Raw genomic sequence first — 25696 nt, forward strand, 5'->3', positions numbered from 1 at the left:
ACCACATTATCTAACTAAAGTCACACTCATCAACCCAATCACGACATCATTTGCAATAGTTCTCAAAGTAAGGTTCTTTAGTGTTTTATTTTTATTCAAAGGCAAATCTAAAATCGTTCCCGCACCGCCGTCAACTCCATAACTTGAGAATCCTTTTATGTTTGTGAAATCTTTAAAGTTTCTTGAAATTTCTCCTGATTTAAAATAGACTCTTGGAGGTTTTGGAGCATCTGTTGTAAAAGCTAATCCGTCTACAAAATAATCCTGTTCAATTGGCCACCAGTTTTCCGGGTTTTTTAGTGATAAAATTTCTGATGTTCCATCTGTATATTCCACTTTAATTTCACCATTTACAATTCTACTTTGCATTGGATTTGTTGTTCCGGCCAGCATAAAATAAGCATGTGAAGCTTTTCCGTCAAGCGGAATAATTATACTTTGGGGAAAATTATCCCACATTGAAGTGAAAACGATATTTTTCAGATTTTCATCAGAAGGTGTTTGAAACGGAATTCCGTTTGGCATTGTAATTTGTCCGTTTGCTTTTGCTTTTTCACGCAACCCTTTATCATCAATTTTTACGAAAACATTAGGATAACACCAATTTCCGATTCCTTGTTTTGGTAATTGTAATGTTGCCGTTTTGGGTCTTGGTGACAAATACTTATAATTGAAAATATCTGTTACTTTCGAATTAAAAAAGGATGAAAGCGAAACGGTTTCGAAACGTGTTGCTTTATCGACAGGAATATCCCAGTTTGCAACCAATAGTTCTGATTCTTTTTTAGTTTTTAAATTGAATTCAATTGGTTTCCACCAAGAAAAATCACCTTGCTTTAATTGTATAAAAAATGTTTTGTTTCCTTCTCCATTTACAGTTGATTGAAATGTTCTTTCTGTTTTTACAATTTCTCCCAAAACAGCTTGCGGATCATAAACCGAAACAATTTCTCCCTTACCAATAAGAATATTTAAAGCGTCGCCAGAATTGTATGAAGGTTTAGTGAAAATTGTTGCCAAAGTGGCGCTTTTCCAATTTATAATTATATCATAAACTTTATTGTAAGGCACTTCAATACTGATTCTTGGCGTTCCAACACTTTCCGGAATTACTTTCCAACTCACTACTTTTCCATTTGCTTTGATATTTTCTATTCCGTCAAAAGGAGTGTTTAAGATCAATTTCAGATTCATTTTTGATGTTAAACGGTTCTCGATATGATAAGTATCTTGTTTATTTTCTCTTTTGAAAGAAAAAGAAATATCCGGAATTTCTAAAGAAGCTTCGTTCCATTTTGAAGGAAAACCGGGCTTAATCGTTAAAATTCCTGCAAGTGCATCTGGCTGAATTCCGTACAAACCTTCAACTAAAGTTCTGGAAGCCATCCCGATTGGATCTGCAAAATCACGATACAATTCACCACGAATGGCATCCTGATATAAAAGCTGTTCAAAACCTCCGGGAGAAGCGCCCAAATACATACTTTCAATCAGCGCACTTTCCCACATTTTGTAGGCTTCTTCTGTTTTTCCTCCTTGCCAAAAAGCCAATGACGTATGTAATTGTTCAGCCAAAGCCACATTATTAATCGACCAGGTATAAGGCTGCCAATTCGTTGTGCTAATGACATAAAGATCTTTTTTATCCAATCCTTCTGCTGAAATAGGAATATGTGGAATCTGATTATCGACATAACCCAACATTTGGTAGCTTTCAAACGGGTTCGACAGCTCCGAATCTATCGTGTGGTAAATGCTCCAAACGCCGGGTGTGTCATGTAATAATCGGTTTCCGAGTGCATCTTTATATTCGGCAAAGATTCCTTTATTCGGAATCCAAAGTTGGTCGTTTGTGGCTTTTAAAATTTTATCGGCTTCTTTTAAAAAGGGAATTGCATTTTCGTTTATTTTTTTTGCCGTTTCTGCAACGGTCTTATTCGCATAATAATTATAGGCCGAAGAGTGAATCACGCCACCGCCGCTATATTGCAACGCGTCACTCGCCCAAATTGAAGCGTAAGCATCGTAAAGTCCGTCGTTATCGGCATCAAAATTTCTTTTCTCCCAATTCAAATGTCTCTGAATTGTTGGCCACATTTCTCTCATAAAAGCAGTATCTCCCGTCCATTTAAAATGACGCAACATCTGATCAATAAAAACCAAATTCATATCATAATGATGAGCAACCGTATTTTTATTTGGATTTCGACTAATGTACCCGCTGCTGAACATGGAAGTTCCTATTTCTTCTTTCTGGCGCGCTAAATTCTTTTCTTCGTCAAAAACAACTGGACCATTTTCCGGAGTTGTCACCTGCGATTTACTGTAACTTTCAAAATGCGATTTTGCGCGATCGTGCCATCCCAAAGGATCAGCAGTGTAGGCACCACGCCACGCATTTAAATACATTCTCCAGGCAATTGCACCATGAAGATAGGCGGGACTTTCCCAAATTCCGTCAGAAGCAATCGACAGTGCTGCGCCTAAAGTATTAATATAAGGATCTGGCGTCATAACTTTAACTCTGTTAGCCAAAAGTTGCGTTTGCTGAACAGATTTCTCATAAAGTGCTGCCAAACCTTTTTGAGAAACATCTATTTTAAGGTCTTCAGTTGCCAAAAGCCAATAATTGCTTTTTTCCGTAATTGAATTTATTTTTCCTGTAATAACGGGCAATGTTTCTGCATTAGAATTAAACAATTCCAAAGGTGTTTTTTGCTGATTTGCATTCGCTAAATGTGTTGCCGATTCGGGAAAAAATCCAACCAGACTTTTGTTGTTTCCGTTTTTTTGCTTGTTGCTTTCAGAACCATATTCTAACAAAAAAGATTGTTTTTGAATCGTATATTTATTGTTGATGCAATAATCAGGTTGCAAATAAAACACCGACTCCGGATCGGCACCAATATCGCCGTCACGACTGAATTTCTTTCCTGTTGCCCCACCAAAAGCCCAAATTAAACTACTGTTTTTAGCAACATTTTTGCCATATATTTTTACAATAAAGCCTTCTTTTTCTTTTAGTGCAACTACATCAACAAATAATTTTCCGTTTCCTAAAATGGCATCTTCTACTATATAGTGCATGGTTCCCAAAACGTATCTTGTATCAATTTTAGACGCTTCGGTAATCCATTTGCTTTCTTCTCCGTTTACAATTCCAAGTTTTAAGTTCCCTCCCATTCCCGGCATGTACATGGCAAACTCTGGCAAATCTCCTGTTTCAACTCTAAAACCTGTATTTGAACCGTACAAAGCGCGATTGAATTTTCGCGTTCCATTTTTCAAAACAAAACTATTTCCTTCAGGTACATAATGTATTTTACGCACTGGCTTTTTTTCCTGACCAAATGTGATTATTGAAAAGAAAAAAAATACTCCAATAAAAAAGAAAAAATGTTGTGTTTTGATTTTCATAAAATTCATGCAAAAGGCTAATTAACAATATTTACTAAACAAGCAACTTTATCAATTTATTCCTAATTATTTGATAATTTAACCGCAATTTCTTTGTTTTTTTATGGTATACTATCCTGTACCTACCTGATTTTTATAATATAATAATTTATAATTTTATAATATTTTAACATCATAGTACAGGATACTATATAAAAATGGAACTATTAGATTTGAAATTGAATAAACTAAAATCCCAAAAAATTGGTCAAAATCAGTACTTATTTATGCGTTGTTTTTTGTCTTATTATGCCGGCTTCTATTTTTGTCCTGCATGCTGACACTACTTTAAATAATAGTTCCCTTTTATCAGAAAAAAATTTATCTGATAGTATTAAAAACACAAAATCATTCTTCTTTTCTTTTGGAACTTCTAAAAAAGCAAAAGGTATTTTAATTAACAAACCTTTAGAATATAGTACTGCAACAGGATATGGTTTCGATTTTAATTCTTCTTCGAAAATAAAAATCAATCCTAATTGTTTTTCTTCCGAAAAACCAACCTACTTTTCTGTACAACTTCCGGAAGGAAATTATCAGGTTGAAGTTACCATGGGAAACAATGAAAAGGCTTCAAACATTTCTATAAAAGCCGAATCAAGAAGGTTAATGTTAAATCAATTGTTATTACCAAAAGGACAAAAAGTTACCAAAACATTCAATGTAAATATTAGAAACCCAAAAATCGATAACCAGTTAAATGTTACTCTTAAAGACAGGGAAAAAGATATTTTAGATTGGGATGATAAATTAACGCTTGAATTTTTAGGTGAAGTTTCAATTCAAAGTATCAAAATCACTGCAAAAGATAATCTTACAGTTGTTTATTTAGCCGGAGATTCAACCGTTACGGATCAGGATGTTGAACCCTGGGCTTCCTGGGGACAATTTATTACCAACTATTTTGATGATAGTGTTGTCGTAGCAAACTATGCTTACTCGGGATCTTCTTTAAGTTCTTTTAAAAACGGAAATCGTTTAAAAAAGATACTTTCACAAATAAAAAAAGGAGATTATCTGTTTGTAGAATTTGGCCATAATGACGAAAAAATAAAAGGTGAAGGAAATGGAGCCTGGGGATCGTATTCAGATTTATTGACGGAGTTCGTAAAATCTGCAAAAGATAAAGGTGCCATTCCGGTTTTGGTAACGCCAACACAACGTAGATTCTTTAATGAAAATGGTACTTTAAAAGAAACCCACGGAGAATTTCCGGATGCCATGCGTGCCGTTGCCCAGAAAAACAATGTTGCTCTTATTGATGTTACTAAAATGACAACCGAATTATATGAAACCTGGGGCGACGAGCCGTCAAGAAAAGCTTTTGTACAGTATCCTGCCCATACTTTTCCGGGACAAGAGAAAGCATTAGACGATAATACTCATTTTAATAGTTTTGGCGCTAATGAAATTGCATTTTGTGTACTAAAAGGAATTCGTGAACTTGATATTCCGTTAAAGAAACAAATCAAAAAAGAAACACCAGATTATAACCCGAAGAAACCAAATTATATTTCGAGTTGGACGCTCCCAATGAGCGACCGATTTGAAATTGCTAAACCAGATGGTAATTAACCATCGTAGAATTCACCAATTATGCAACTAAAAAACACTATCCAAAATCTTACTATTGCGGCGTTTACACTTTTTATTGCTCAAAACAGCAACGCACAGCAAACTGATAAAGTTTATCTTTCAGGAAAGGATTTTGAACATCCTGTACAATGGGATTTTTATTGTACGGGTGGCAATAACAGTCAAAAATGGTCAAAAATAAACGTTCCCTCACAATGGGAACTGGAAGGTTTTGGAGAATATACCTATGGACGTTGGTACAAGGAATTGGAACAAAAAGAGCCTAGCAAGGAAGAAGGTTTGTATAAATATGAATTTGGAGTTCCTGCTAATTATAAAGATAAAGACGTTTTAATTGCCTTTGGAGGCGCCATGACAGATACCGAAGTTAAAGTAAACGGAAAACTGGCCGGAGCAATTCATCAGGGTGGTTTTTATGAATTTAAATATGATATTTCTTCTTTATTAAAATATGGCGCAAAGAATCTTTTAGAAGTTCATGTCTGGAAACATTCTGCCAATAAATCTGTTAATGCGGCTGAGAGAAGAGCGGACTGGTGGCTATTTGGTGGAATTTATCGTCCGGTTTGGCTGGAAGTTTCTCCAAAAACACATATTCAGCATATTGCTGTAAATCCAAAAATGGACGGATCTTTAACAGCTGATCTGAATCTTAAAAACATTCCGAAAAATACAACTATAGAGGCCTCTCTTAAAGGTTTAAATGGAGAATATTTCCAAACTTTTACTTTTCCGATTAAAGCAAAAAGCACCTCAGCAACTATCACAGCACAATGGAAAAACATAAAACCATGGAATCCTGAAAATCCTAATTTATATGATTTACAATTGGTTTTAAAACAAAACGGAACAATTTTACATCAATATGACAAACGAATTGGTTTTAGAACTTTAGAGTTTAAAAAACAAGATGGAATTTATGTGAATGGTGCTAAAATTTTAATGAAAGGAATTAACCGTCACTCCTTTTGGCCAGAAGGTGGTCGAAGCACCAGCAAACGCATTAGCGAGTTGGACGGAAAATTAATTAAAGACATGAACATGAATGCTGTTCGCGGGCATTATCCGCCAGATGAACACTTTTTAGAAGTTTGTGATTCTCTTGGTCTTTTTGTTTTGAATGAATTAGCCGGCTGGCAAAACTCTTATGATACCGAAACCGGAAAAAAATTAGCAACCGAAATGATTACACGTGATGTTAATCATGCTTCGGTAATTATTTGGGATAACGGAAATGAAGGTGGCTGGAATTATGATACCGATAAAGTTTTTGCAGACCTAGATCCGCAGAAAAGAATTGTGATTCATCCCTGGGCCGATTTTAATGGCTGGGACACACACCACTATCCTACTTACTTAACCGGAATGCATCGTTTTAATGCTGGTGAAAATGTATTTTTCCCAACTGAATTTATGCACGGAACTTATGATAATGGTCACGGAGCAGCTTTAGAGGATTTCTGGAATCGTTATAAAGAAAGTCCGCTTTTTGCCGGGGGATTTATGTGGGCGATGTTAGATGAGGCCGTAAAACGCTCTGATTGGACTGGTAAAGCACAATTTGACTCAAAAGGTTCATTGGCGGCAGATGGAATTTTAGGACCTCATCGCGAAAGAGAAGGAAGTTATTATACCGTAAAAGAAGTTTGGGCGCCAATTCAGTTTCAGCCAAAACAGGTTTCTGAAAATTTTGATGGTTCTTTCTTTATTAAAAACGATTATCTGTTTAGCAATTTAAATACCTGCAAAATGGAATTCAAAGTATTGAAATCTGAAAAAGATGTACTTTATTCAAATGGAACTTCTGCAGCAATAAGTTCAGGAAAGATTGAACTGCCATCCATTGATCCGGGTGAAACAAGAAAAATTCAATTCGCTGTTCCGAATAATTTTGCAGAAGGAGATATTTTATCGATTTCGGCTTATGATCAATTTGGAAAAGAAATTTATACTTGGACATGGCCCATTCATAAAGCATTATTTTATGCCAATAAATTTCTGGCAGTTCAAAATACGAAAGCAAAAGCTTCAGCAGTAAAAACCGGAAATGAAATCACTTTAAAAGGAAGTGATATCACGGTTACTTTAGATGCTACGACTGGAGAAATTTCATCTATTAAAAATGCAACTTCAACTATTCCGTTGACAAATGGCCCAAGACCAATTGGAATGAAAGCCAAATTAAAGGATATTCAAGTTTCACAAGATGATGATAAAGCGGTTTGTACCGTAAATTATTCTGGTGGATTGTCTTCCATTAAATGGATTATGGAACCGGACGGAAGATTTAAAATGGAATTAATTGCCCTAAAAAATGCTTCTGGAGGCGAAGGTTTTGATGGTGCCTTTTTTGAAGATAAAATCAATTCTTTCGGAATCACTTTCAGCTTTCCTGAGAAAGAAGTTACCGGAATCAAATGGTTTGGAAGAGGTCCGTATCATGTTTGGAAAAACAGAATTAAAGGAACTACTTATGGCATTTGGGAGAAAGACTATAACAACACTATTACAGGAGAAAGTTTTGAGAATTTGATTTACCCTGAATTCAAAGGTTATCACGCCAATTTATTGGGTGCAAACTTAAAAGCGGGTACGTCATCTTTTAAAGTTTTCAGTGAAAATGACAATTTGTTCCTAAGATTATTTACACCTGATTTGCCTAAAAATGGTTTCCCGGGAAGTTATCCACAACCGGCATTTCCGGAAGGAGATATTTCGTTTATGTATGAAATTCCGGCAATGAGAGATTTTAAACCTTTAGAGCAACAAGGCCCGCAAAGTCAACCAACAAATATTCGTATTAAAAGCGGAGATGACGGAATTAAAATGAATTTGTGGTTTGATTTTAGAAATTAATTTTAGTTTCAGATTGAATGCTACCGAATTTAACCACAAAGCGCACTAAGATTTTTTAATATTAATTGCGTTGAGAAAACACAAAGTTCACAAAGCTGTGCGTACATCGCGTACCTCTTTGCGAACTTTGCGGTTAAATACAATCATTTCACATTTCACATTTCACATTTCACATTTCACAATTCACAATTCACAATTCATAATTCATAATTCATAAATATGAAATCAATTAAAATACTCTCTGTCTTATGTCTGACGGTATTATTTTTCAATTTTACTTCAAAACAAGACAATAAACCAACCGTATATATGGTTGGAGATTCGACCGTGAAAAATGGCAAAGGTGATGGAGCCGGCGGACTTTGGGGCTGGGGAGATTATATTGGTCAATTTTTAGACACTACAAAAGTTCATATTGAAAATCATGCTTTAGGCGGAACCAGTAGTCGAACTTTTCAGGATAAAGGTTTATGGATTGAAGTTTTGAATAAACTTAAAAAAGGTGATTATGTCCTGATTCAGTTTGGTCATAATGATGATGGGCCAATCAATGATACGATTCGCGCCAGAGGAACATTCAAAGGCATTGGAAATGAAACACAGGAAATAGACAATCTAATAACTAAAAAACACGAGATCGTTCACAGTTACGGCTGGTATATTCAAAAAGTAGTTCAGGAAGCCAAATCAAAAGGTGCGATTCCGATAATTTGTTCGCCAATTCCGAGAAACGACTGGAAAGATGGAAAAGTGCCCCGCAACGATAAATCTTATGGATTATGGGCCAAACAAATTGCTGAAAAAGAAAAAGTAACTTTCATCAATTTAAATGAAAAGATGGCCACTGAAATGGAAAAATTCGGTGAACAAAAAGTAACCGGAACTTATTTTTATAAAAAAGATCATACCCATACTTCTGCTAAAGGCGCTGTACTTTCTGCTTCGGTAATTATCAACGAACTAAAAACGAGTAAAAATTCTTTAAAAAATTATATTTTAGAAAATCCAAAAATTGTACTTCCAGCTAAAAAGAAAGTTTTCTTAATTGGAGATTCAACTATGGCTAGCAACGATAATAATCCCGATGCTGTGGGCTGGGGAGTTCCTTTTCCTAAATATTGCGATACCACCAGAATTGAAGTAATCAATAAAGCCAGAGGCGGAAGAAGTACCAGAACTTTTGTTTATGAAGGACTTTGGGAGGAAGTTAAAAACCAATTACAGCCTGGAAATTTTATCCTGATTCAGTTTGGACATAACGATGCCGGTGCTGTTGACAAAGAAAAATTCAGAGGTTCCTTAAAAGGAAATGGAGACGAAACTCAAGAAATAACACGTCCTGACGGCTCAAAAGAAATTGTAAATACTTTTGGGTGGTATATGGCGAAATTCATCAGAGAAGCAAAAGAAAAAGGCGCAATACCAATTGTTTTAAGTCAGACACCACGCAACGAATGGCCAAATGACAAAGTTGAACGCAGAACCGATACTTACGGAAACTGGTCTAAAATTGCTGCTGACAAAGAAGGCGCTTATTATATTGATCTGAATGAAATTGTGGCTCAGAAATATGAAGCTTTAGGAAAAGAAAAAGTAAAAACATTTTTCCCAAAAGATCACACGCACACAGGCTTAGAAGGCGCAACTTTAAATGCATTGACGGTTGCAGAAAGCCTTAAGAAAATAAAAGAATGTAATCTGAAAGATTATATAGAAATTCCGAAATAATTGTGAATTGTAAATGGTCAATTGTGAATGCAAAATGACGATTGTCCAGGCTTTTCACAATTCACAATTAACAATTCACAATTAACAATTAACAATTCACCATTTACAATTAAAAAAAAAACCTCGTTTAAATTACTTAAACGAGGTTTTGTTTTTGAAATACAAAATGTATTATTTTTTTGATTCTTCGATAGAAACTTTTCTGAATTCTTTTAAAAGTTTTTCAATTTCTAAAGTAGCTTTACGAGCTCTTGGTCCTGCAGCTTTGATACCTTTTTCAGTTAAAGATTCAGCTTCTGCTTTGAATGCGTCAATTTCGGCGTTGATTTTTACTAATAGATCTTTCATGCTTATACTTGTTAAATTAAGGCGCAAAAATAAAAGTTTGCTTGATAGATAACGCATGTTTAGTGTTAAAATTGTAACTCTTTTTACTCTTTCAGTTAATAATAAATTAACCTAATCTCTTTACACTTTATTATCAATCACTTACGAAAAATAAAATCCAATCTTTTTTTCTTCTTAATACTTATTTACAGTAACTTTTCTATCATTGTGCTATTTAATATTCTCATTATTAACTTTTTTAGCATCTTTTTTAAATTGATTTTCAAGAGCAATTTTCATTTTTACTGCTATTACTTCATTTTGGTTCCAGACATTATTCTTTTCTTCCGGATCTTTTTCTATGTTATAAAGTTCATAATCTGCTGGTATTGCTTTGGGATGTCTCGTTCTGATTATTTTCCATGGTTTACTGATTAAACATTCCTGCAAATGGCCTCTGATGTAAATTTCCTGATTAGGAATCGTTTTATTTTCAGAAATACCTGCCCAGACATTTTTTCCTTCAACACTTGGGGGTAAATTATTATCACCTGCCAAAAATAAAATGCTTGGCAGCAGGTCGATAACCGAAATATAGCTTAAATTTTTATAACTTTTCAAATGCTCTTTCCAATACATTATACACGGTACTCTGACAGCACCTTCATAATTGGAGGTTTTCCAATCCCTAAGCGGCTTGTTGTCCCCAAGTGTGGTATTGGAGGGATGAATACCGTTATATTCATTTTTAGAATCCCAATTTTCCATAGCACCATTGTCACTCATAAAAATTACCAGCGTATTTTTATCCAGTTTTTGTTGCTTCAATTTTTCAAGCAGTATCCCGATACTGTTATCCATATGAGCTACTGCGGCGGCATAATCCCTTCGTGAACTGTCTTTAATGGAATTCATATAAGGATCTTTCCATTTTTGTTCTTCCTGCAAAGGAAAATGTGGTGCACTGTAAGCTACTTGCAAAAAGAAACTTTTATTGGAATCCCTTATTTCCGAAATCCATTTGATGGTTTCCTCTGTGATTAAATCGGTAGCATGGCCTTTCTCTTCGACAAACTCACCATTTCTATGCCAGCTCTTATCCCCATTTTTATACAAATGTGTGTACTGGTCAAGCTGTCCGTGCAAAAAGCCATACGAATAATCAAACCCATATGCTTTAGGCCCACTGCTGAGTTGCAATTCTAAATGCCATTTCCCTATAAGTGCTGTCTGATAGTTATTTTGATGTAATAATTTCGGCAAAGTAGGTATTGAATCGGGCAATTTTGTCTGATCTCTATCACCAATTGGGGCGACGATGCCCAGGCGGCTTGAAGGTCTTCCTGTTAAGAGACTGGCTCTGGTGGGAGAACAAGTAGGATTGACATAAAATCGGTTGAGTTCTACACCGTTCTTAGCTAAATAATCAATGTTTGGTGTTTTGATTACTGAATCGTGATAACCAACATCATTCCATCCCAGATCATCGGCAATAATCAAAATAATATTTGGTTTTTCTATTAGTTTCTTTTGAACTTCCTGACTATATGAAATTGAAAAACAAAGCAATAACATCAGTAATAATTGTGTTTTTATATTTCTGCTTTTCATTACTTTAAAATTTAAATTAAATCTTTAAATATTATTTTACCGTTAGATAATCCAGTACAATTCCGGTTTGATTGATTTCAACCTTAATGGTATGTTTTCCTTTCTGAAAATTTGACGCTGGCACTTTTACAATCGCACTATTTCGCAACACATTTTCCTTCCATGTTTTATCGCGATCTTTTGTATTGATTTTGAAAAACTGAGTTGTTTTTCCATCTATTTGGATTCCGATTTCATGATCAAAATTATTGGAATGCGTCGGAAGCAAATGAATTTCAATTTCATGTTCTCCTGCATTTTCTATTTCAAATTCATATACAACAAAAGGTTTTTCGGTTTTAAAATAGTGCTGTTTCAACGGAAATAAAGTAATCGCATTATTACTATATCCTAAACCGTTAATTGTCTTCCAATTGTAGTTTTTAAATCCTTTTTGAGCAACAAACTGATTCGCCTGAATAATAATTTCGTTTGAATTTAATTTTGATACTTCTTTAGAAAATGCATTCTTTTTAACCGAATCAAAAACCGGAAGATTCCTCGGGCGCATTGACATCATATTATTCCATTTTCCATTGCTCAGTTTGGTATTATAATATGCTGTCAATTCTTCAATTTTCTGATACGCTTCTGAGGCTAATAATTGATATTTTTCTTTTTGATTTTCATCAGAAGTTGTCGCTTCTAAATTCCAGTACAAAAATTTATAATTCATATAAGCTGCCCCTTTTACAGGATAAACAACTAGCTGAAACCAGGCATCTTTTCTTTCTGATGGAATCAAGTCAGACAAATTATTCACTTTTTCAACCAATTTGTCATACGCCTTTATTCTGTTCCAAATTTCTTTTTCAGAAAAATCAGAAAGTTTTACGGCTGTTGTTGGTTCGGTTTGGCTCCAACCCATATATTCCGGTTTTCTTAGAAATGCCAAACGATAATATTCTTCAAAAATCGCACTTACTTCTCTACTAACTTTAGATGAAAATTCTCTTGCCGCCCAATTTTCAGTATACTCCTTTAGTCCATCTGATTTGATGCTGTTGATATTCCACGCCAAATCCAAAAAAAGTTCGACATCATACTCTGCTGGTTTAATGTCACCTACATTTACAATCCACATTTTTTTTGCACCGTTTTCATACGCTTTATTCATTTCGTACCAAATTAAACCCGGCTGCGTTGTGCTCAGCCAAAGATAATCGTGAGGTCGTCCCCAATAACTAATGTGATAATAAACGCCACTTCCTCCTGCTCTTTTTTGTTCCTCTTCGTTACTCAAGCGGCGGATATAACCGTAATTGTCATCAGGCCAGACCAAAGTAATATCGTCAGGAACTTTTAATCCGTTATCATATAATTCTAAAACCTCTTTGTAAGGAACAAAAGCTTGTGGAATGGCTGACAAAGGTTTTTTAAAAGTATTCGAAAGCATTTCCCGTTGATTTAAAATGATTTTTTCGACCATTTCAATTGATTCTTTTAAATCTTTTGCACCTTCCATTTTACTATCATGCACACCACGCATTCCCAATGTCATAATTGTTTCATTTTGAGCCGACTTTAATTCGTCTAAACGATCCTGCCAATATTTATCGACCTGGGTTTTATTAGTGAAATAGTTGTAATCTCCGTAAATTTTGGGTTTCCATTCATCAACATTATTTCGAAGCATCGGTTCTGCATGAGAAGATCCGATAACAATATGGTATTTTTGCGCCATTTCCTTATTCCCCGTAAGGGTAAAAAATCCTTTTGTAGACGGGTGCATCGCTGGCCAAATGGTATTGGCTTTCAATCGCAACAACAATTGAAAAATTTTCTCGTACGTTTTTGGGCCAATATCTCCGGTTTCCGGTTCAAATGTTTTGGCTGCCCAAGGCTGTAATGCCCAATCTTCATCGTTTAAAAAAATACCTCGATATTGTACCGAAGGCGAAGAAATTATTTTTTGTTCCGAAAGTTTTAAGGAAAGTTTTTCTTGCTTTATAGGATGAACATCTGCCCACCATTTCCAAGGCGAAATTCCGAGACGTTCAGAAATTTCGAAAATTGCATAAACGGTTCCACGGACATCAGAACCTGTTATTATAAGATTATCATTTTCTTTTTTGATGGAAAATTTCTCCCATTGATTAGAAAGTTCTTTTTGTTCTTTTCTTGTTTTAAACGATTCATCTGAAACTTCTCCAATGTAAATTCCGTCTTTAGAAAATGAATTTGCCTGAAGTATTTCTGGTCGTTTTCCGGTTAATTCTTTGACATCATCTGCCAATTCATTTACTGCCCAGAGAATTAATGGATCTGTGTTTTTGTCGATGTAAATGTTTACTGCATTGTTTAAATCACAAATTAAGAAGTCGCCTGCGTTTTTGTTTTGGCAGAAAACATTTATGGATAAAATCGAGAAAATTAATAGCAGTATTTTTTTCATTTTTATTTTTTTTCGCCACTAAGGCTTTAACATACTTGTTATCCCGAGGAACGAAGGATCTCACAGGTTACTCGACAAAGATTTGGGGGCTTCTATGCGGAGTTTTTAGTATGATCCTTCGTTCCTCAGGATAACAAAACAGAAAACTAAAACTTCGGAATGACAAACTTTATGGTTACTTTGTGTTAGACGCACTGCTGTGCGCCTCTACGGAAAACCTTTGAACCTTTGCAACTCTAAACCTTTGAACCTATTCTAAAACTTTCTTATTCACAAAAACATTTTTAAAAGTCACTCCGTTTATCAAACTTTTATCAATGTCTGCTTTAACAGATTCAATATTCAAGTTTTCAAAAGTAAAATTGGACAAACGTACATTTGGGTCGTTTTCTACTTTATAGAACATTTCACATTTAAGATCAATATTTTTTAAAGTAACGTTATCTCCATACGATAATGGAACATCAGGACGACCTTTCAAATCAAAAAATTGTTTCCATGCTAAAATAGCCAGACCGTTTTTGGTTTGTCCTTTAATATCTTCAAGTCTAATAAACTCGTAAAGCTGTGGTGTATCTGGTCTCATTTTAAGATGCAACAATATTGACGGTCCATCAACTTCGCAATTGCGCATAATAATATTTCGGTTATGAATCGCCTCACTTCCGTTCGTTAAAGCCGAATGGCAATATCCAAATTTGGAGTCTTCAATAATAATATTGGTGTTTGGCCCATTATTTTTATCCTTGTCTGCATACGGTCCTTTACCTCCTTTTAGCGCTATAGCATCATCATTTACAGACATATTACATCCTTTTATAAGTACGTTGCTGCAAATATCAAGATCAATCGCATCTGTACTTGGAGCATCGCCTTTTTTGTGTGGAGAAAAGATATAAGTGTCCAGTATTTTTATATTATTGCATTTGTAAAAATGACTTGTCCAAAAACCGGAATTGATCAATTTTACGTCCTGAAATTGTACGTTATTTGAATTCCAAACAAAAACTAATCTTGGTCTTGAAACCTCAAGATTGGTACATTTTGGATTCTCTTTTCGGCGCGCCCAGAAAGCATCCCAATATTTTCTTCCATTTCCGTTGATAGTTCCTTTTCCTGAAATCGAAAAATTATCAACGCCGTACGCATTTACTAATGCAGGAAAATAATCCAAATTCTGACCTTCCATTCTTGAGGGCATAATTGGGTAATTTGCTATATCATCTGATCCTTTTAAAACTCCGCCTTCACTTACATATAAGGTGGTTTTTGGTTTAAAAAATAAAGCACCGCTCAGGAAAACCCCTTTCGGAATTATGATTACGCCTCCACCATTTGCAGCGGCCTTATCAATTACTTTCTGAATCGGAACAGTCTGAAGTTTTGTGCTGTCTTTACTCACTCCAAAATCAGTTATAGTATATTTTTTTCCTAAATCTTTTAATTGAAGTTTAGTATAATTTTTAAACCAGGGACTGATTTCACTTCCGTCAGGAAATTTATCATTGGCATATTTTTGCGAAAATGTGACTTGAGAAATTCCCAGAACACATAGAGCTAAAGCGAAAAACTTTTTCATTGTAAGATATTTTTTGATTTTATAGAATAGCTAATTTTTTATTTTGATTTGATAGAGTGAAATATAGTTTCCTGTACTTCCGTAATTTGATTTTCTTTTATCCGACCAATTTGGTCTTTCTCCTGTAACCGAAACGGTTAATTTATAAGTGTCTTTTTTCAAAATTGGAGATTTGAATACTTGCATCAAATCAGAAGATTTACTGTACATATCAATAACTGCGGTTACTATTGGATTTCCTTTTTTATCAGCTAAAATAACGCTGGCATAACCATTTTCAGGACCAACAAAACTTGTCAGGCCAATTTGCTGTCCTTTAAATTTTATTGAAAATGAGGCATTTTTATCATCTGATTCACTTTCATAAACCATATTTCCATTGGTTACATATTTCCAATTTCCTTTATATTGAATTTGTTTATTTCTGTTGTTCAGAATTTGATCTTTTTTATCCAAAATAGAAACAACTCCTGTAGAAATATCTATTTGCCAGGCTTCCTGATAATTTGGCATTGAGATCGAAGTTCCGGAAAACACAAGTGGCTGCCAAACATAAGTTGCCGATGAAGCCTGTTTAGGAAACGACCAGCGATCGCCCATGAACATGTATGTCGTTTCTTTTGTGCCTTGAATTGGCAATACAAATGTCGATTGCGAATTCCACGTAAGCGTTTCTTTTGGTGCAATTAAACCTTGAAATTCCCAAGGGCCTTTAATTGAATTTGAGGTATAATAATAGTTGTCATTTTTCTCCCAGCTCGTTAAATGTGAACCTATAAAATAATACAGACTTTCTTTTTTCAGCATTGTAGGTGATTCAAATCCGGTTGTTATATTTTCATTTATTTTTTCGGTAACCGATTTATAATCGTCACTTAATTTATAAATTTCACCGCCATGAACCAGAATATATCCTGAATTATCCGTATCCTGAAAAGTTCCCATATCCCATTTTTTGATTGGTTTTCCATCAAACAAAAGCGGACCTTTAAATTCATACGGACCTTCAATATTTTTTGAAACCGCATAACCCACAAACTGATCTTTATAGGTTAAAGTATCAGCGTGCATGTACATAACGAACTCATTTGTTTTAGGGCATTTCATCACTTTTACACGTTCGCCAACACGATTTGGTCCCAATTTTCCAGATTCTTGTAGAGGAAGTGCCTGGCGCTCAAATTTCCAATTATAAAGATCTTTTGACGAGTAACAATTAAATCCCGCAAAAGCGTTGCTGGTATCGCTGTGCGCTTCTCCAAATAAATAAAATTTATCTTTCTCTTTAATGATGTTTGCTCCGTGCGCGCTTACAATATTTCTGTTTTGGTCAAGCCAAGGAACTCCAGAATAAATCGCATCCATTTTCTCTGATTCTTGCGCAAAAGAAACCGCCACATTGCTAAAAAAAACAATGCAGATTAACCAACACAAAACAAAATAATTCTTTTTAAACATTTTACTATTTACTTTTCACAATTCACAATTCACAATTCACAATTAATCATTTACGTTTCAGCCATTCTTTCGGCACATTTACAATACAGATATTCATCGTTCTATTATCTTTAGAAAGCATTGCCGACTGAATCTGAATTTTAGTTCCGTCTCTGTTAAAAGTGGGATGAATGTGATCTGCTGCTGTATCTTTATGTCCGGTTGTCAGCATTATCATTTCGTTTGTTTTTCTGTCGATTAAATATAAACTTCTCGAAAAGTCATCTCCAACCGCCCATCTTCCGTCAGCAGAACCATGAACGTGCCATAAACCGCTCCCACTTTTGGTTTGTCCGGCAATAATCATTTCTCTTGTTCTTAAATTAACAATTGCCAAACCTGTTGGTTTTTCACGTGTTCCTGAATTTCCCCAATTGCTTTCCTGTCCCGGATTTTGCGGATTTCGTATTTCTGTGCTTCCTGTAACTTCAACTGGCGTTTCTTTCTGAATATCAATTTTACGGTGTCCCATAATCGCCATGGCAACCTCATCTTTAGAAATTACAGCTTCGTGCGTTACCCATTCAAAATCAGATTCCGGATATAAGGGTCTTAAACCCGTTCCGTCTGCCATAACGGTCCACGTTCTTTGAGGTGACTTTCCTCCCGTTTCCCAACAAAAAACCAATTCGCCCGGATTCCAAATATTCGATTGAATGTGTCCAACCTGAAATGGAACTGAAATCACATGTTTGAATTCGCCTGTTTTTATATTTAAACTGCCAATTCCACCCGGGCCTGCGCCCATATTTCTTGGTCCAAAACTTTTTTCAATTTTAATATTCGGGTCTAAATGTCTTCCAGCTTCTTCTTTTCCAATTCTAAAATAAACGATATCTTCATCAGCATCTAAAGCCATATCGCCAGAAGCGCCCATTTCTGGATTTGTAATTCCGCAAACACGTTCGTAAGCCGAAACTGCTTTCATTTTTCCAGCCTGACTGTCTTTAAAAACGGCTTCCAAATTCACTTCCATAATTTGCATTTTATCGCCGTCGCCTTTTCGCATAAAATACAATTTCATTGATTTTTGCGCCATGCATAATGTTCCGGTATAACCGCCTTCGGTAACCTGAACCATTACACCTGATTTCTCGTTTACTGCCATAGCTTCTCCGTTGGCTCTTTTGGTTCTGAAAATGAGCCATTCGCCATCAGAAGTCCATTGTGGATGCGTTGGATAGGTTTTGGAATCACCAGCAGATTTTGTTGTTAAGAAGATTAAATCAACACCTGTTACCGGATCTTTGATAATCTTTTTTTCTGATGGGAATCGGGTTCCAATCTGACTAAAAGTTACTATGGTAAATAACAGAAAAAGTATATTTATTGTTGCTTTCATATGCTGTTGGTATTTTGCCACGAAGGCGCGAAGACACAAAGTTTTTCTTTTAAATTATTCTGTCAATGAATCTCGCAAAGGCGCAGAGTCGCAAAGTTTTTTTTGTTTTGAACATAGAATTTGGCTAAAGCCGATTATGTTGACTTATATTTTACTGCCAGTTAAAACTGGAGGCAATTCAAAATTTTAAACTTTAAAACTTTGCGACTCTGCGCCTTTGCGAGAATTGATTTTACTCATTGCGTGAACACAATAAACAACTCATAACTCATAATTCAAAACTCATAACTTCATTTTTATTTATGCAAATTATTTTTCCCTTCGATTTTTAATTGAATAGAACTATCATTTATTTGAAATTGACTCTCATTCAACAATAAAATCACTTCGGCTCCAGCCAATAAAACAGGACCGTAACCGTGAGCGGCGAAAACATTTACCGGACGATAGTAATAAAATGCCGGATCAAAACCCATTCCGGTTCCAACGCAGGTTCCTTCCACCTGACCTTTATCATTCACTTTTGTAGCTACAGCATTCCAAGCCAATAAAACAGCCGGAGCGTATGTCATTTTATCCACATAACCGCGATTAATAGCCCTTGCAATAGAATACGCATAAATAGCTGTTGCCGATGTTTCCAGATAAGAATCATTTCTATCTAATAATTGATGCCAAAAACCAGTTCCGTCCTGATATTGAACCAATCCGGCAATGTGTTTTTGCAATTGCGCCAAAACCTGAGGATAACCCGGATGATTTTTTGGTAAAACCTCTAACAATTCAACCATTGTCATAACTGCCCAGCCATTAGCTCTCGCCCAATGAAATTGCGGATGTACCGTCATCGACTCGACCCAGCCATGCATGTAAATGCCTTTTTGTTCGTTAAACATTCTTTTAGAAAACTGATTGACTTGCTTTACAGCATCATCAAAATATTTGACATCCCCAGTATAACTTCCCATTTGAGCTAAAGCCGGCACACTCATAAACATATCATCTAACCAAAGCGTATTATCCTGCGGTCTGTTTCTGGCTAAGGTTCCGTCTTTTAATCTAAATTGCTTGTTGCTGATAAAGTCGATATAATTATTTATCAGAGGATCAGCATTTGCTTTTAAACCTTCTTTTTTTGCTTTAATAAATGCTGCACAAAGCGCTCCCGCAAAATCTAATGCTTCAGGATGAAGTGTCTTAAGCATGTCTTTGTCTTTGATGTTTTTCTCATCGTAATTGGCTGCAATATCAGCAATCAACTGTATCCTTTTATTGGTATAATCTGCAAAGTATTTTTCACCCGTAGCTTTAGATGCTAAAAGCATTCCGGCGTAGGTTACACCCCATTCGTAACTTGTCAATCGAAAAGCGCCTGGCTCAAAGACAATGTCCTGATTGCTTTTTTTATAGTCGGTAATGGCAACTTTAGTAGTCGCATCTACAATTTTAGAAGCCGAATTTTTATCTAAAAAATTATAGACTCTGTCTAATACGACTTTTATATTTTCTTTTTGCGGAATCACATATGGTGTTGGGTAATCCGGCTGCATTAAATGCAATGGCGCAGTGGCATCTGTTTTTTGTGCACTTACTGCTGTACATACTCCAAAAGCAAACAAGGCTACAATTTTGGTTGATTTATAATTCATGGCTAGTGTGTTAGTTTAGTTAAAAATGAGATTGTTTTATTTACTTATCTCAACATTTATTTTGGCTGAAAGTTGTTTGGCCAAAGTGGTTACATAATTGCTGAAATAAGCATAATCCTTAAAGTTTTTATCAGCACTTAACTCCCAGCCTGCGATGGCGTAATAGCTGATTTCTTTATTGTTTTCTACTGATAATTTTGCCAGATAAGAATCTGTTAATTGTCCTGTTTTAGGAGCTTCGATATATCCTTTGTACAATTTCTTCGGAACCAGAATTGCCGTTCCTAAAATCCACGTACGTTCGTAGGTTAAATAATCATGTTGGATAAAACAAACCCAATCTCCGGCATCTACAACTTTCAACGGATTTTTATTGTTTAGGTTTGAAATTGCTGCCAGAAAAGTTTCATTTCCTTTAATCCCCTCAATCTTAACCGTATTTTTATAACCGTACATTCCGGGCCAGATTGAAGTGGTTTCCTGAACCTGATATTTGTTTCCTGAAGCTTCCCAATTTTGATATTTATAACTCAAAACCGAATTAACAGGACCTTCACTTACGATTTTAAAAGTTGTTTTTTCGACATTATTTATAGTGTCTGTTCCTAAAATTCCAAGTCGGTTGATTTTATCATTGATTAATAAAGCGTAACCGCCTAAACCCGCTGAATTTCCAACCGGAAAAATATCTCTTCCCCAATCGTACATTACGTGGTAATTATCTTCAACAGCACCTTTACTATTAATACCGACATCTTCGGGAGTAATCGCAGGTATTTTTTTTCCGAAAACATCTTTTGAATTTCTTCCATCCAAATAATGTCTGAAACCTACTTTATCATTTTCCCAGGTTGGTCCGTCGGTTTGATATTTCTGAAAACCTAACTTTTTGTGTACCTGATTCGCCATTAAAACTTCTTCGGTTGCAGGCTGAACCGGCAAATTCTTTGCTTCTCTTTTTCCGAAACGAGCACTTGTTTTTATTGGAAATTTAGGATCTACAGAAGACCATTTTAATTCTACCGTTTTCTTTTCGTTTGGAGCAAAATCTGTTACCAAAAAAAGTTCGTCCCATTTTCCATCTCCATCCAAATCATTTAACTGCGCTGGAATGGTATCCTTTTTATGGATTAAAATTGGGTAAGCAACACCATTCTCTTTAACAGAAAGCTGATTTCTTTTAATCGTAATTGCTTTTTGAGGCACCGCCAATTCAGAGGTGTTTTTTAAAGTGATTTTAGTTCCTGCTACTTTCTGTTGTGCTTTACAACTTGACAATAGCATTGCTGATAATGCGATTGTCAAATAAAGATTCGTTTTCATTTTTTTTATTTTTTGTTTCAGGTTTTTTTGTTTCAGGTTTCAAGTTTGCAACAGTTGAATCATTTAATCCAAATGAAAAACTTCTTTTAACGGGACAGAAACTGGCGAATTATCAGGATATGTTTCCATTATATCAGCCATATATTCCCACCATTTTTTTACTATTGGATGATTCGGCAGCAGCTTTTCATCAAAATCAATACTGATTTTTTGAACTGCAAAAAGCGATAAGGTATCTTCATCTAAAAAAATACTATAATCCTGAATTCCGCTCTCTGAAAGTAACGATTGTAATTCAGGCCAGATTTCGTCATGTCGTTTTTTGTATTCTGCTTCAAAACCCGATTTTAACTGCATTTTGAAAGCGTTTCTGATAGTTTGATTATTTTTCATTTTTTTGGGGTTAAAAATTAAAGTTTATTTAAACTATTTTAAAAATAAATCCGGAAGAAGTTTCATACTTTCCTCCTTGTGAAGCGGTAAATAAATAGGTTGCTTTTCCGTTTTGAAATAATAATTGCGGACGTTCTGCACGGCCATATCGGTTTAAATGTTTAGGAGCTTCGGGCTGTTTTATATATTTATTTAGGGGCTGATATGAAATTAAAGGATCACTCCAATGAATGCCATCGTCAGAATCCATATATAAGCCGTTGTCAATTCCGAAAACGCCCATATCACGCGCTAACATTTTGAATTTCTTATTTTCATACCAGACAAAAGCGTCTTCGCATTGTTTGTTATCTCCGAGTTTAGAAAAATCTATTACCGGATTGTTTTTGTATTTTTCATAAGGACCGTGTAATGATTTCGAAATTGCTAATCCGTATTTTCTGTTTCCTTTAATGGGGAATTTTGGATGTTCATAATTCTCTGTATCCAATGATTTATAATAAAGCCAATATTCACCATTTGGATGTTTTAGAAAAGAAGGATTTGTGGTTAAAAGATCATCCCATTCTCCTTGTTTTCCTGGGAGCAATAATGGTTTATCAGGCCTTTCCCATGGTCCATAAAGTGAATCAGCAGTGGCTAATCCGACGCGTTTCGTGTTCATTTTTCCATTAGAATTTCCCATAAAAAACAATGCATATTTTCCGTCTACAAAATGAATACTCGGATTATGGCAGGTTGTTGCATCCCAAAAACCTTCACCACGTGGCGCCAAAATAGTACTTACATATTCATACGGTCCTTCAGGTTTATCTGCAACCGCATGTGCGATTTCAGAACTGCTAATCCAGCCACTCATTCCTTTTGCTTTTGGCCATCTCGAAAAAAACACATGAATTTTACCATCCGGACCTTCAATTGGACTATTACACCAAACATAATAATCTTCAAATTCGAGCGCACGCCCAACTGGTTTAAGTCTTTTTTCAAAATCTGAAAGTTTTGGATCATCCAAAAAGTCACTTGACATAACCGGAAACGGAAGGCAAAGCGCCATAACAGCAAGAGAATTTCCTATGATAAATTTTCTTCTATTCATGCTGATTTTTAATGCTTTAAATTAATTTGAACAGGTTGATCACGATTACAAACAATTTCACCATTTACATATTCCAGTTCTGCAACCTGTATCGAACTCCTCTTCGTTTCAAAACTGTCTACTCCTTTATTTTCAGGGGTCCTTCCAGGATGTGTAAAATAAAAAATGTAGGCGCGATCACCATTTACAACCACATCAGGATGTCCTCCAATTACTTTGTCATCTTCTCCAGTTCCGGGAGTTTGCAGGATATTCTTTTCTTGTCGTTTCCAGTTCAGGAAATCTTCTGAAGAATACACATTTAAACCTCTCCAGGAATCTGTAATCATCCAGTTTTTACCTTTCCATACAAAGACTTTTGGTCCTTCTCCCCTATCTTTTATAATTTTTGTTCCGCTATCAACCCAATTATACAAATCTTTACTATCTGCATAATATATTGATTTACCTTCATTTTCGTTGTTGTAAAACATTCTCCAGGTTCCGTTTGGTAATCTGAAAACTGAGGCATCAATACAACGTTCCGAAGCCAATTTTAATTCGGATTCAAACTTCCAGTCCATTAAATTGCTACTGGTCAAATGAATAATGGAGCGTGGATGATACCAATCATTAAAAATTCCAGGCACGATTGTTAAATACATATGATATTTGTTTTTGTATTTAATAACATCTGGTGCCCAATGCGTTACGTCTTTTATTCTATAATTGATATTACAGGTATCTTTATATGTCCATTTTGCACCATCACTGGATGTTGCCACACCAATTCTCGTTCCATGTACCCACGTAATTCCCTTTGCTGTTGAATCTTTGGCTCTTCGATTGGTGTAAAACATGAACCATTTTTTCTCTTTGTCATTCCAAATAATTATTGGATCTGCTGCTCCATCAAAAATTGGATCTCGAAATAAAGGTTTATTTGCTATATGTTTTTTGTCATTCTCCGTTTTATTTTGTGCCAGAAGTGGCATGCTAAACAATAGTAAAGCGAGATTGAGAAAGAGATATTTTAGGTTTTGTTTTGGCATTATATTGTTTTATTTTTTCTTCTCATTTTTGTCATTTCGACGAAGGAGAAATCACACTAGAAACTCACACACAGTACGTCGCTCTCTGAATGTGATTTCTCCTTCGTCGAAATGACAGATTGAATGAAGTAGAACTTTGATTTTAAAATTTAAATTATTTCTTTTGAACTCCAACTTCCCAATCATCTGTTCTGAAAGGTGATGCAGGTAAATTTTCATTATTGAATAAATTCGGTTCCGGAACTGCTTTCCATGCAAAACGAACTGCTATTGGATTTTTTACTTTTGATGAAGAAACCACAATCGTTTTTCCATCAATTTTGGCTTCCGCCGAATAAAAAACCTGATCGTTTCCGGCAATTTCAAATTCTTTTAAATCTTCTTCCTGCTTTTTAAAACCCGAATCTAGATCATCAAAAAACAATTGAATTTTATCTTTTTTAATTTTCAGGTGATTGTAAATTGGCCCAGAATACACTAATTTATTTTCTCCATAGGTTTTTGCCCTTGCAATTAAAGCCAATCGATAACCTACAGTTTGTTTGTCAATCGGATGAATATTGGTGGCATTTCCAATATCTGTAGTAACAACCATACCCGTATTTGAAATCGTTTTTGAGGCAATTAATTGTGCTTCTCTGATGTCAGGATTTTGACCTTTATGCGGAGCAATCTGAACATAATAAAACGGAAAATCACCTTGTTTCCAATCGTCTCGCCAGCTTTTTACCATGGCCGGAAATAAGCTTCTGTACAAAAACGCTTTTTCGGCATTGCTTTCGCCCTGATACCAGATTACGCCTTTCATTGTATAATTAATTACAGGATGAAGCATTGCATTATAAAGAACGTACGATGTTTTGTTTGCTTCTTTTTTAGGCTTTTTTAATTGAATTTTAGATAAATCATTTGCATTGGCAATTCGTTCATTCTTTAAATTCAAATAATACGTTTCCAGTTTTTCCTGATACAGTTTTTCGTTTTTAGCATCCTGTTCCAGAATCGGTAAAAAATCGGTGTTTTCTTCTAATATATTCTGAGGGGTCCAGGCTTCTGCTTTTGTACCACCCCAGGAAGTTGAAATTAATCCGACTGGCACTTTTAATTTTTGGTATAATTCTCTTCCGAAGAAATAGGCAACTGCAGAAAAAGTATTGATAGTTGTTGGCGAACATTCCTTCCATGAACCCATTACATCTTCTAATGGTTTTGGAGAAGCATTTGTTGCCACTGTAAATAATCTGATATTTGGATAGGACGCATTTTTGATTTCTTCTTCGTAGTTTTTAACACCTGTTTTCCAGGTTCCTTCTTCCTTCCCAACAGGGAAATACATGTTGGATTGACCGGAGCAAATCCAGACTTCACCAATCAGAATATTTTTCAGTATAATTTTATTGGAAGCCTCAATTGTAATATCGTATGATTTTTCACTTCCAGACGGCGTACTTACAGCGGTTTTCCAATTTCCATTTAAATCTGCAGTAATTTCTATGGGAATATTTTGCCAGCCTAAGTGAATGTTTATTTTTTCATTTGGAGCGGACCATCCCCATAAATTTACTTTTGAATTTTGCTGTAAAACCATGTTATCTGCTACTAAAGCAGGCAATTTTACCTGAGCAGAAATTGTTAAGCGCAACCCTAAAAAAATGAATAATAAAGAAAACTTTCTCAAATAAATCATCGGTAATGTAATTTTAATACTAAAACTTTAAAGATATAGTACTAAATCGATATCGGTATCCTGTTCTACCCTGTAATTTAGAGAATAA

At 35.2% G+C, this 25696-nt stretch carries 16 protein-coding genes; 3 read left to right on the forward strand and 13 right to left on the reverse strand.

Annotated features, from left to right (window positions below; translation table 11 throughout):
- Window positions 1–6: 6 nt before the first annotated feature.
- A complete protein-coding gene (locus AC1RRN_RS17215) occupies window positions 7–3417 on the reverse strand; it encodes a DUF4450 domain-containing protein (protein WP_492968477.1) in 3411 nt (1136 codons plus the stop codon).
- A gap of 243 nt (window positions 3418–3660) precedes the next feature.
- On the opposite strand from AC1RRN_RS17215, the gene AC1RRN_RS17220 reads away from it, so the two are divergent.
- From AC1RRN_RS17220 to AC1RRN_RS17230, 3 genes are all read left to right on the forward strand, one after another.
- The gene (locus AC1RRN_RS17220; protein WP_492968478.1) at window positions 3661–5031 is read left to right on the forward strand and encodes a rhamnogalacturonan acetylesterase; all 1371 of its coding nucleotides are present in this window, start codon (window positions 3661–3663) and stop codon (window positions 5029–5031) included.
- A 21-nt stretch (window positions 5032–5052) separates the two neighbouring features.
- On the forward strand, window positions 5053–7908 hold the full coding sequence (locus AC1RRN_RS17225) for a glycoside hydrolase family 2 protein (protein WP_492968479.1): 2856 nt from the start codon (window positions 5053–5055) through the stop codon (window positions 7906–7908).
- Between the two features lie 219 nt (window positions 7909–8127).
- Complete coding sequence (locus AC1RRN_RS17230; protein WP_492968480.1) at window positions 8128–9636, forward strand: rhamnogalacturonan acetylesterase; 1509 nt, start codon at window positions 8128–8130, stop codon at window positions 9634–9636.
- Between the two features lie 171 nt (window positions 9637–9807).
- On the opposite strand, the gene AC1RRN_RS17235 is transcribed toward AC1RRN_RS17230, so the two are convergent.
- The 12 genes from AC1RRN_RS17235 to AC1RRN_RS17290 form a co-directional block, all read right to left on the reverse strand.
- On the reverse strand, window positions 9808–9984 hold the full coding sequence (locus tag AC1RRN_RS17235) for an Hc1-related histone H1-like protein (protein WP_029272605.1): 177 nt from the start codon (window positions 9982–9984) through the stop codon (window positions 9808–9810).
- Between the two features lie 210 nt (window positions 9985–10194).
- Entirely contained in the window at window positions 10195–11574 is a 1380-nt protein-coding gene (locus AC1RRN_RS17240) for a sulfatase-like hydrolase/transferase (protein WP_492968481.1), read from the reverse strand.
- Between the two features lie 31 nt (window positions 11575–11605).
- Window positions 11606–14008: a glycosyl hydrolase 115 family protein gene (locus AC1RRN_RS17245; protein WP_492968482.1), complete on the reverse strand. Its 2403-nt coding sequence runs from the start codon at window positions 14006–14008 to the stop codon at window positions 11606–11608.
- A gap of 250 nt (window positions 14009–14258) precedes the next feature.
- On the reverse strand, window positions 14259–15587 hold the full coding sequence (locus AC1RRN_RS17250) for a rhamnogalacturonidase (protein ID WP_492968483.1): 1329 nt from the start codon (window positions 15585–15587) through the stop codon (window positions 14259–14261).
- 30 nt (window positions 15588–15617) lie between these two features.
- Window positions 15618–16952 carry a family 43 glycosylhydrolase gene (locus AC1RRN_RS17255; protein ID WP_492968484.1) on the reverse strand — a complete coding sequence of 445 codons (1335 nt, stop codon included), beginning with the start codon at window positions 16950–16952 and terminating at the stop codon, window positions 15618–15620.
- Window positions 16953–17091: 139 nt separating this feature from the next.
- Entirely contained in the window at window positions 17092–18426 is a 1335-nt protein-coding gene (locus AC1RRN_RS17260) for a hypothetical protein (RefSeq protein ID WP_492968485.1), read from the reverse strand.
- 296 nt (window positions 18427–18722) lie between these two features.
- Entirely contained in the window at window positions 18723–20075 is a 1353-nt protein-coding gene (locus tag AC1RRN_RS17265) for a glycoside hydrolase family 88/105 protein (protein WP_492968486.1), read from the reverse strand.
- Between the two features lie 36 nt (window positions 20076–20111).
- Window positions 20112–21398 (reverse strand): DUF4861 domain-containing protein, encoded by a 1287-nt coding sequence (locus AC1RRN_RS17270; protein ID WP_492968487.1) that lies wholly within the window; start codon window positions 21396–21398, stop codon window positions 20112–20114.
- Window positions 21399–21461: 63 nt separating this feature from the next.
- Window positions 21462–21791 carry an L-rhamnose mutarotase gene (gene rhaM / locus AC1RRN_RS17275; protein WP_492968488.1) on the reverse strand — a complete coding sequence of 110 codons (330 nt, stop codon included), beginning with the start codon at window positions 21789–21791 and terminating at the stop codon, window positions 21462–21464.
- Between the two features lie 28 nt (window positions 21792–21819).
- On the reverse strand, window positions 21820–22890 hold the full coding sequence (locus AC1RRN_RS17280) for a glycoside hydrolase family protein (RefSeq protein WP_492968489.1): 1071 nt from the start codon (window positions 22888–22890) through the stop codon (window positions 21820–21822).
- Window positions 22891–22898: 8 nt separating this feature from the next.
- Window positions 22899–23921, reverse strand: coding sequence for a family 43 glycosylhydrolase (locus AC1RRN_RS17285; RefSeq protein WP_492968490.1), 1023 nt, complete (start codon window positions 23919–23921; stop codon window positions 22899–22901).
- Window positions 23922–24075: 154 nt separating this feature from the next.
- Window positions 24076–25608 (reverse strand): sialate O-acetylesterase, encoded by a 1533-nt coding sequence (locus tag AC1RRN_RS17290; RefSeq protein ID WP_492968491.1) that lies wholly within the window; start codon window positions 25606–25608, stop codon window positions 24076–24078.
- Window positions 25609–25696 lie beyond the last annotated feature (88 nt).

This window comes from Flavobacterium sp. GW821-FHT11G01, from assembly GCF_058808175.1.

What these genes read in the sequence shown, in the direction of transcription:
- AC1RRN_RS17225 (WP_492968479.1), top strand. Translation starts at nt 5,053, where the DNA reads ATGCAACTAAAAAACACTATCCAAAATCTTACTATTGCGGCGTTTACA.
- AC1RRN_RS17270 (WP_492968487.1), bottom strand. Translation starts at nt 21,398, where the DNA reads ATGAAAACGAATCTTTATTTGACAATCGCATTATCAGCAATGCTATTG.
- AC1RRN_RS17255 (WP_492968484.1), bottom strand. Translation starts at nt 16,952, where the DNA reads ATGGATGCGATTTATTCTGGAGTTCCTTGGCTTGACCAAAACAGAAAT.
- AC1RRN_RS17230 (WP_492968480.1), top strand. Translation starts at nt 8,128, where the DNA reads ATGAAATCAATTAAAATACTCTCTGTCTTATGTCTGACGGTATTATTT.
- AC1RRN_RS17235 (WP_029272605.1), bottom strand. Translation starts at nt 9,984, where the DNA reads ATGAAAGATCTATTAGTAAAAATCAACGCCGAAATTGACGCATTCAAA.
- AC1RRN_RS17260 (WP_492968485.1), bottom strand. Translation starts at nt 18,426, where the DNA reads ATGAAAGCAACAATAAATATACTTTTTCTGTTATTTACCATAGTAACT.
- AC1RRN_RS17245 (WP_492968482.1), bottom strand. Translation starts at nt 14,008, where the DNA reads ATGAAAAAAATACTGCTATTAATTTTCTCGATTTTATCCATAAATGTT.
- AC1RRN_RS17265 (WP_492968486.1), bottom strand. Translation starts at nt 20,075, where the DNA reads ATGAATTATAAATCAACCAAAATTGTAGCCTTGTTTGCTTTTGGAGTA.
- AC1RRN_RS17215 (WP_492968477.1), bottom strand. Translation starts at nt 3,417, where the DNA reads ATGAAAATCAAAACACAACATTTTTTCTTTTTTATTGGAGTATTTTTT.
- AC1RRN_RS17285 (WP_492968490.1), bottom strand. Translation starts at nt 23,921, where the DNA reads ATGCCAAAACAAAACCTAAAATATCTCTTTCTCAATCTCGCTTTACTA.
- AC1RRN_RS17240 (WP_492968481.1), bottom strand. Translation starts at nt 11,574, where the DNA reads ATGAAAAGCAGAAATATAAAAACACAATTATTACTGATGTTATTGCTT.
- AC1RRN_RS17290 (WP_492968491.1), bottom strand. Translation starts at nt 25,608, where the DNA reads ATGATTTATTTGAGAAAGTTTTCTTTATTATTCATTTTTTTAGGGTTG.
- AC1RRN_RS17250 (WP_492968483.1), bottom strand. Translation starts at nt 15,587, where the DNA reads ATGAAAAAGTTTTTCGCTTTAGCTCTATGTGTTCTGGGAATTTCTCAA.
- rhaM (WP_492968488.1), bottom strand. Translation starts at nt 21,791, where the DNA reads ATGAAAAATAATCAAACTATCAGAAACGCTTTCAAAATGCAGTTAAAA.
- AC1RRN_RS17280 (WP_492968489.1), bottom strand. Translation starts at nt 22,890, where the DNA reads ATGAATAGAAGAAAATTTATCATAGGAAATTCTCTTGCTGTTATGGCG.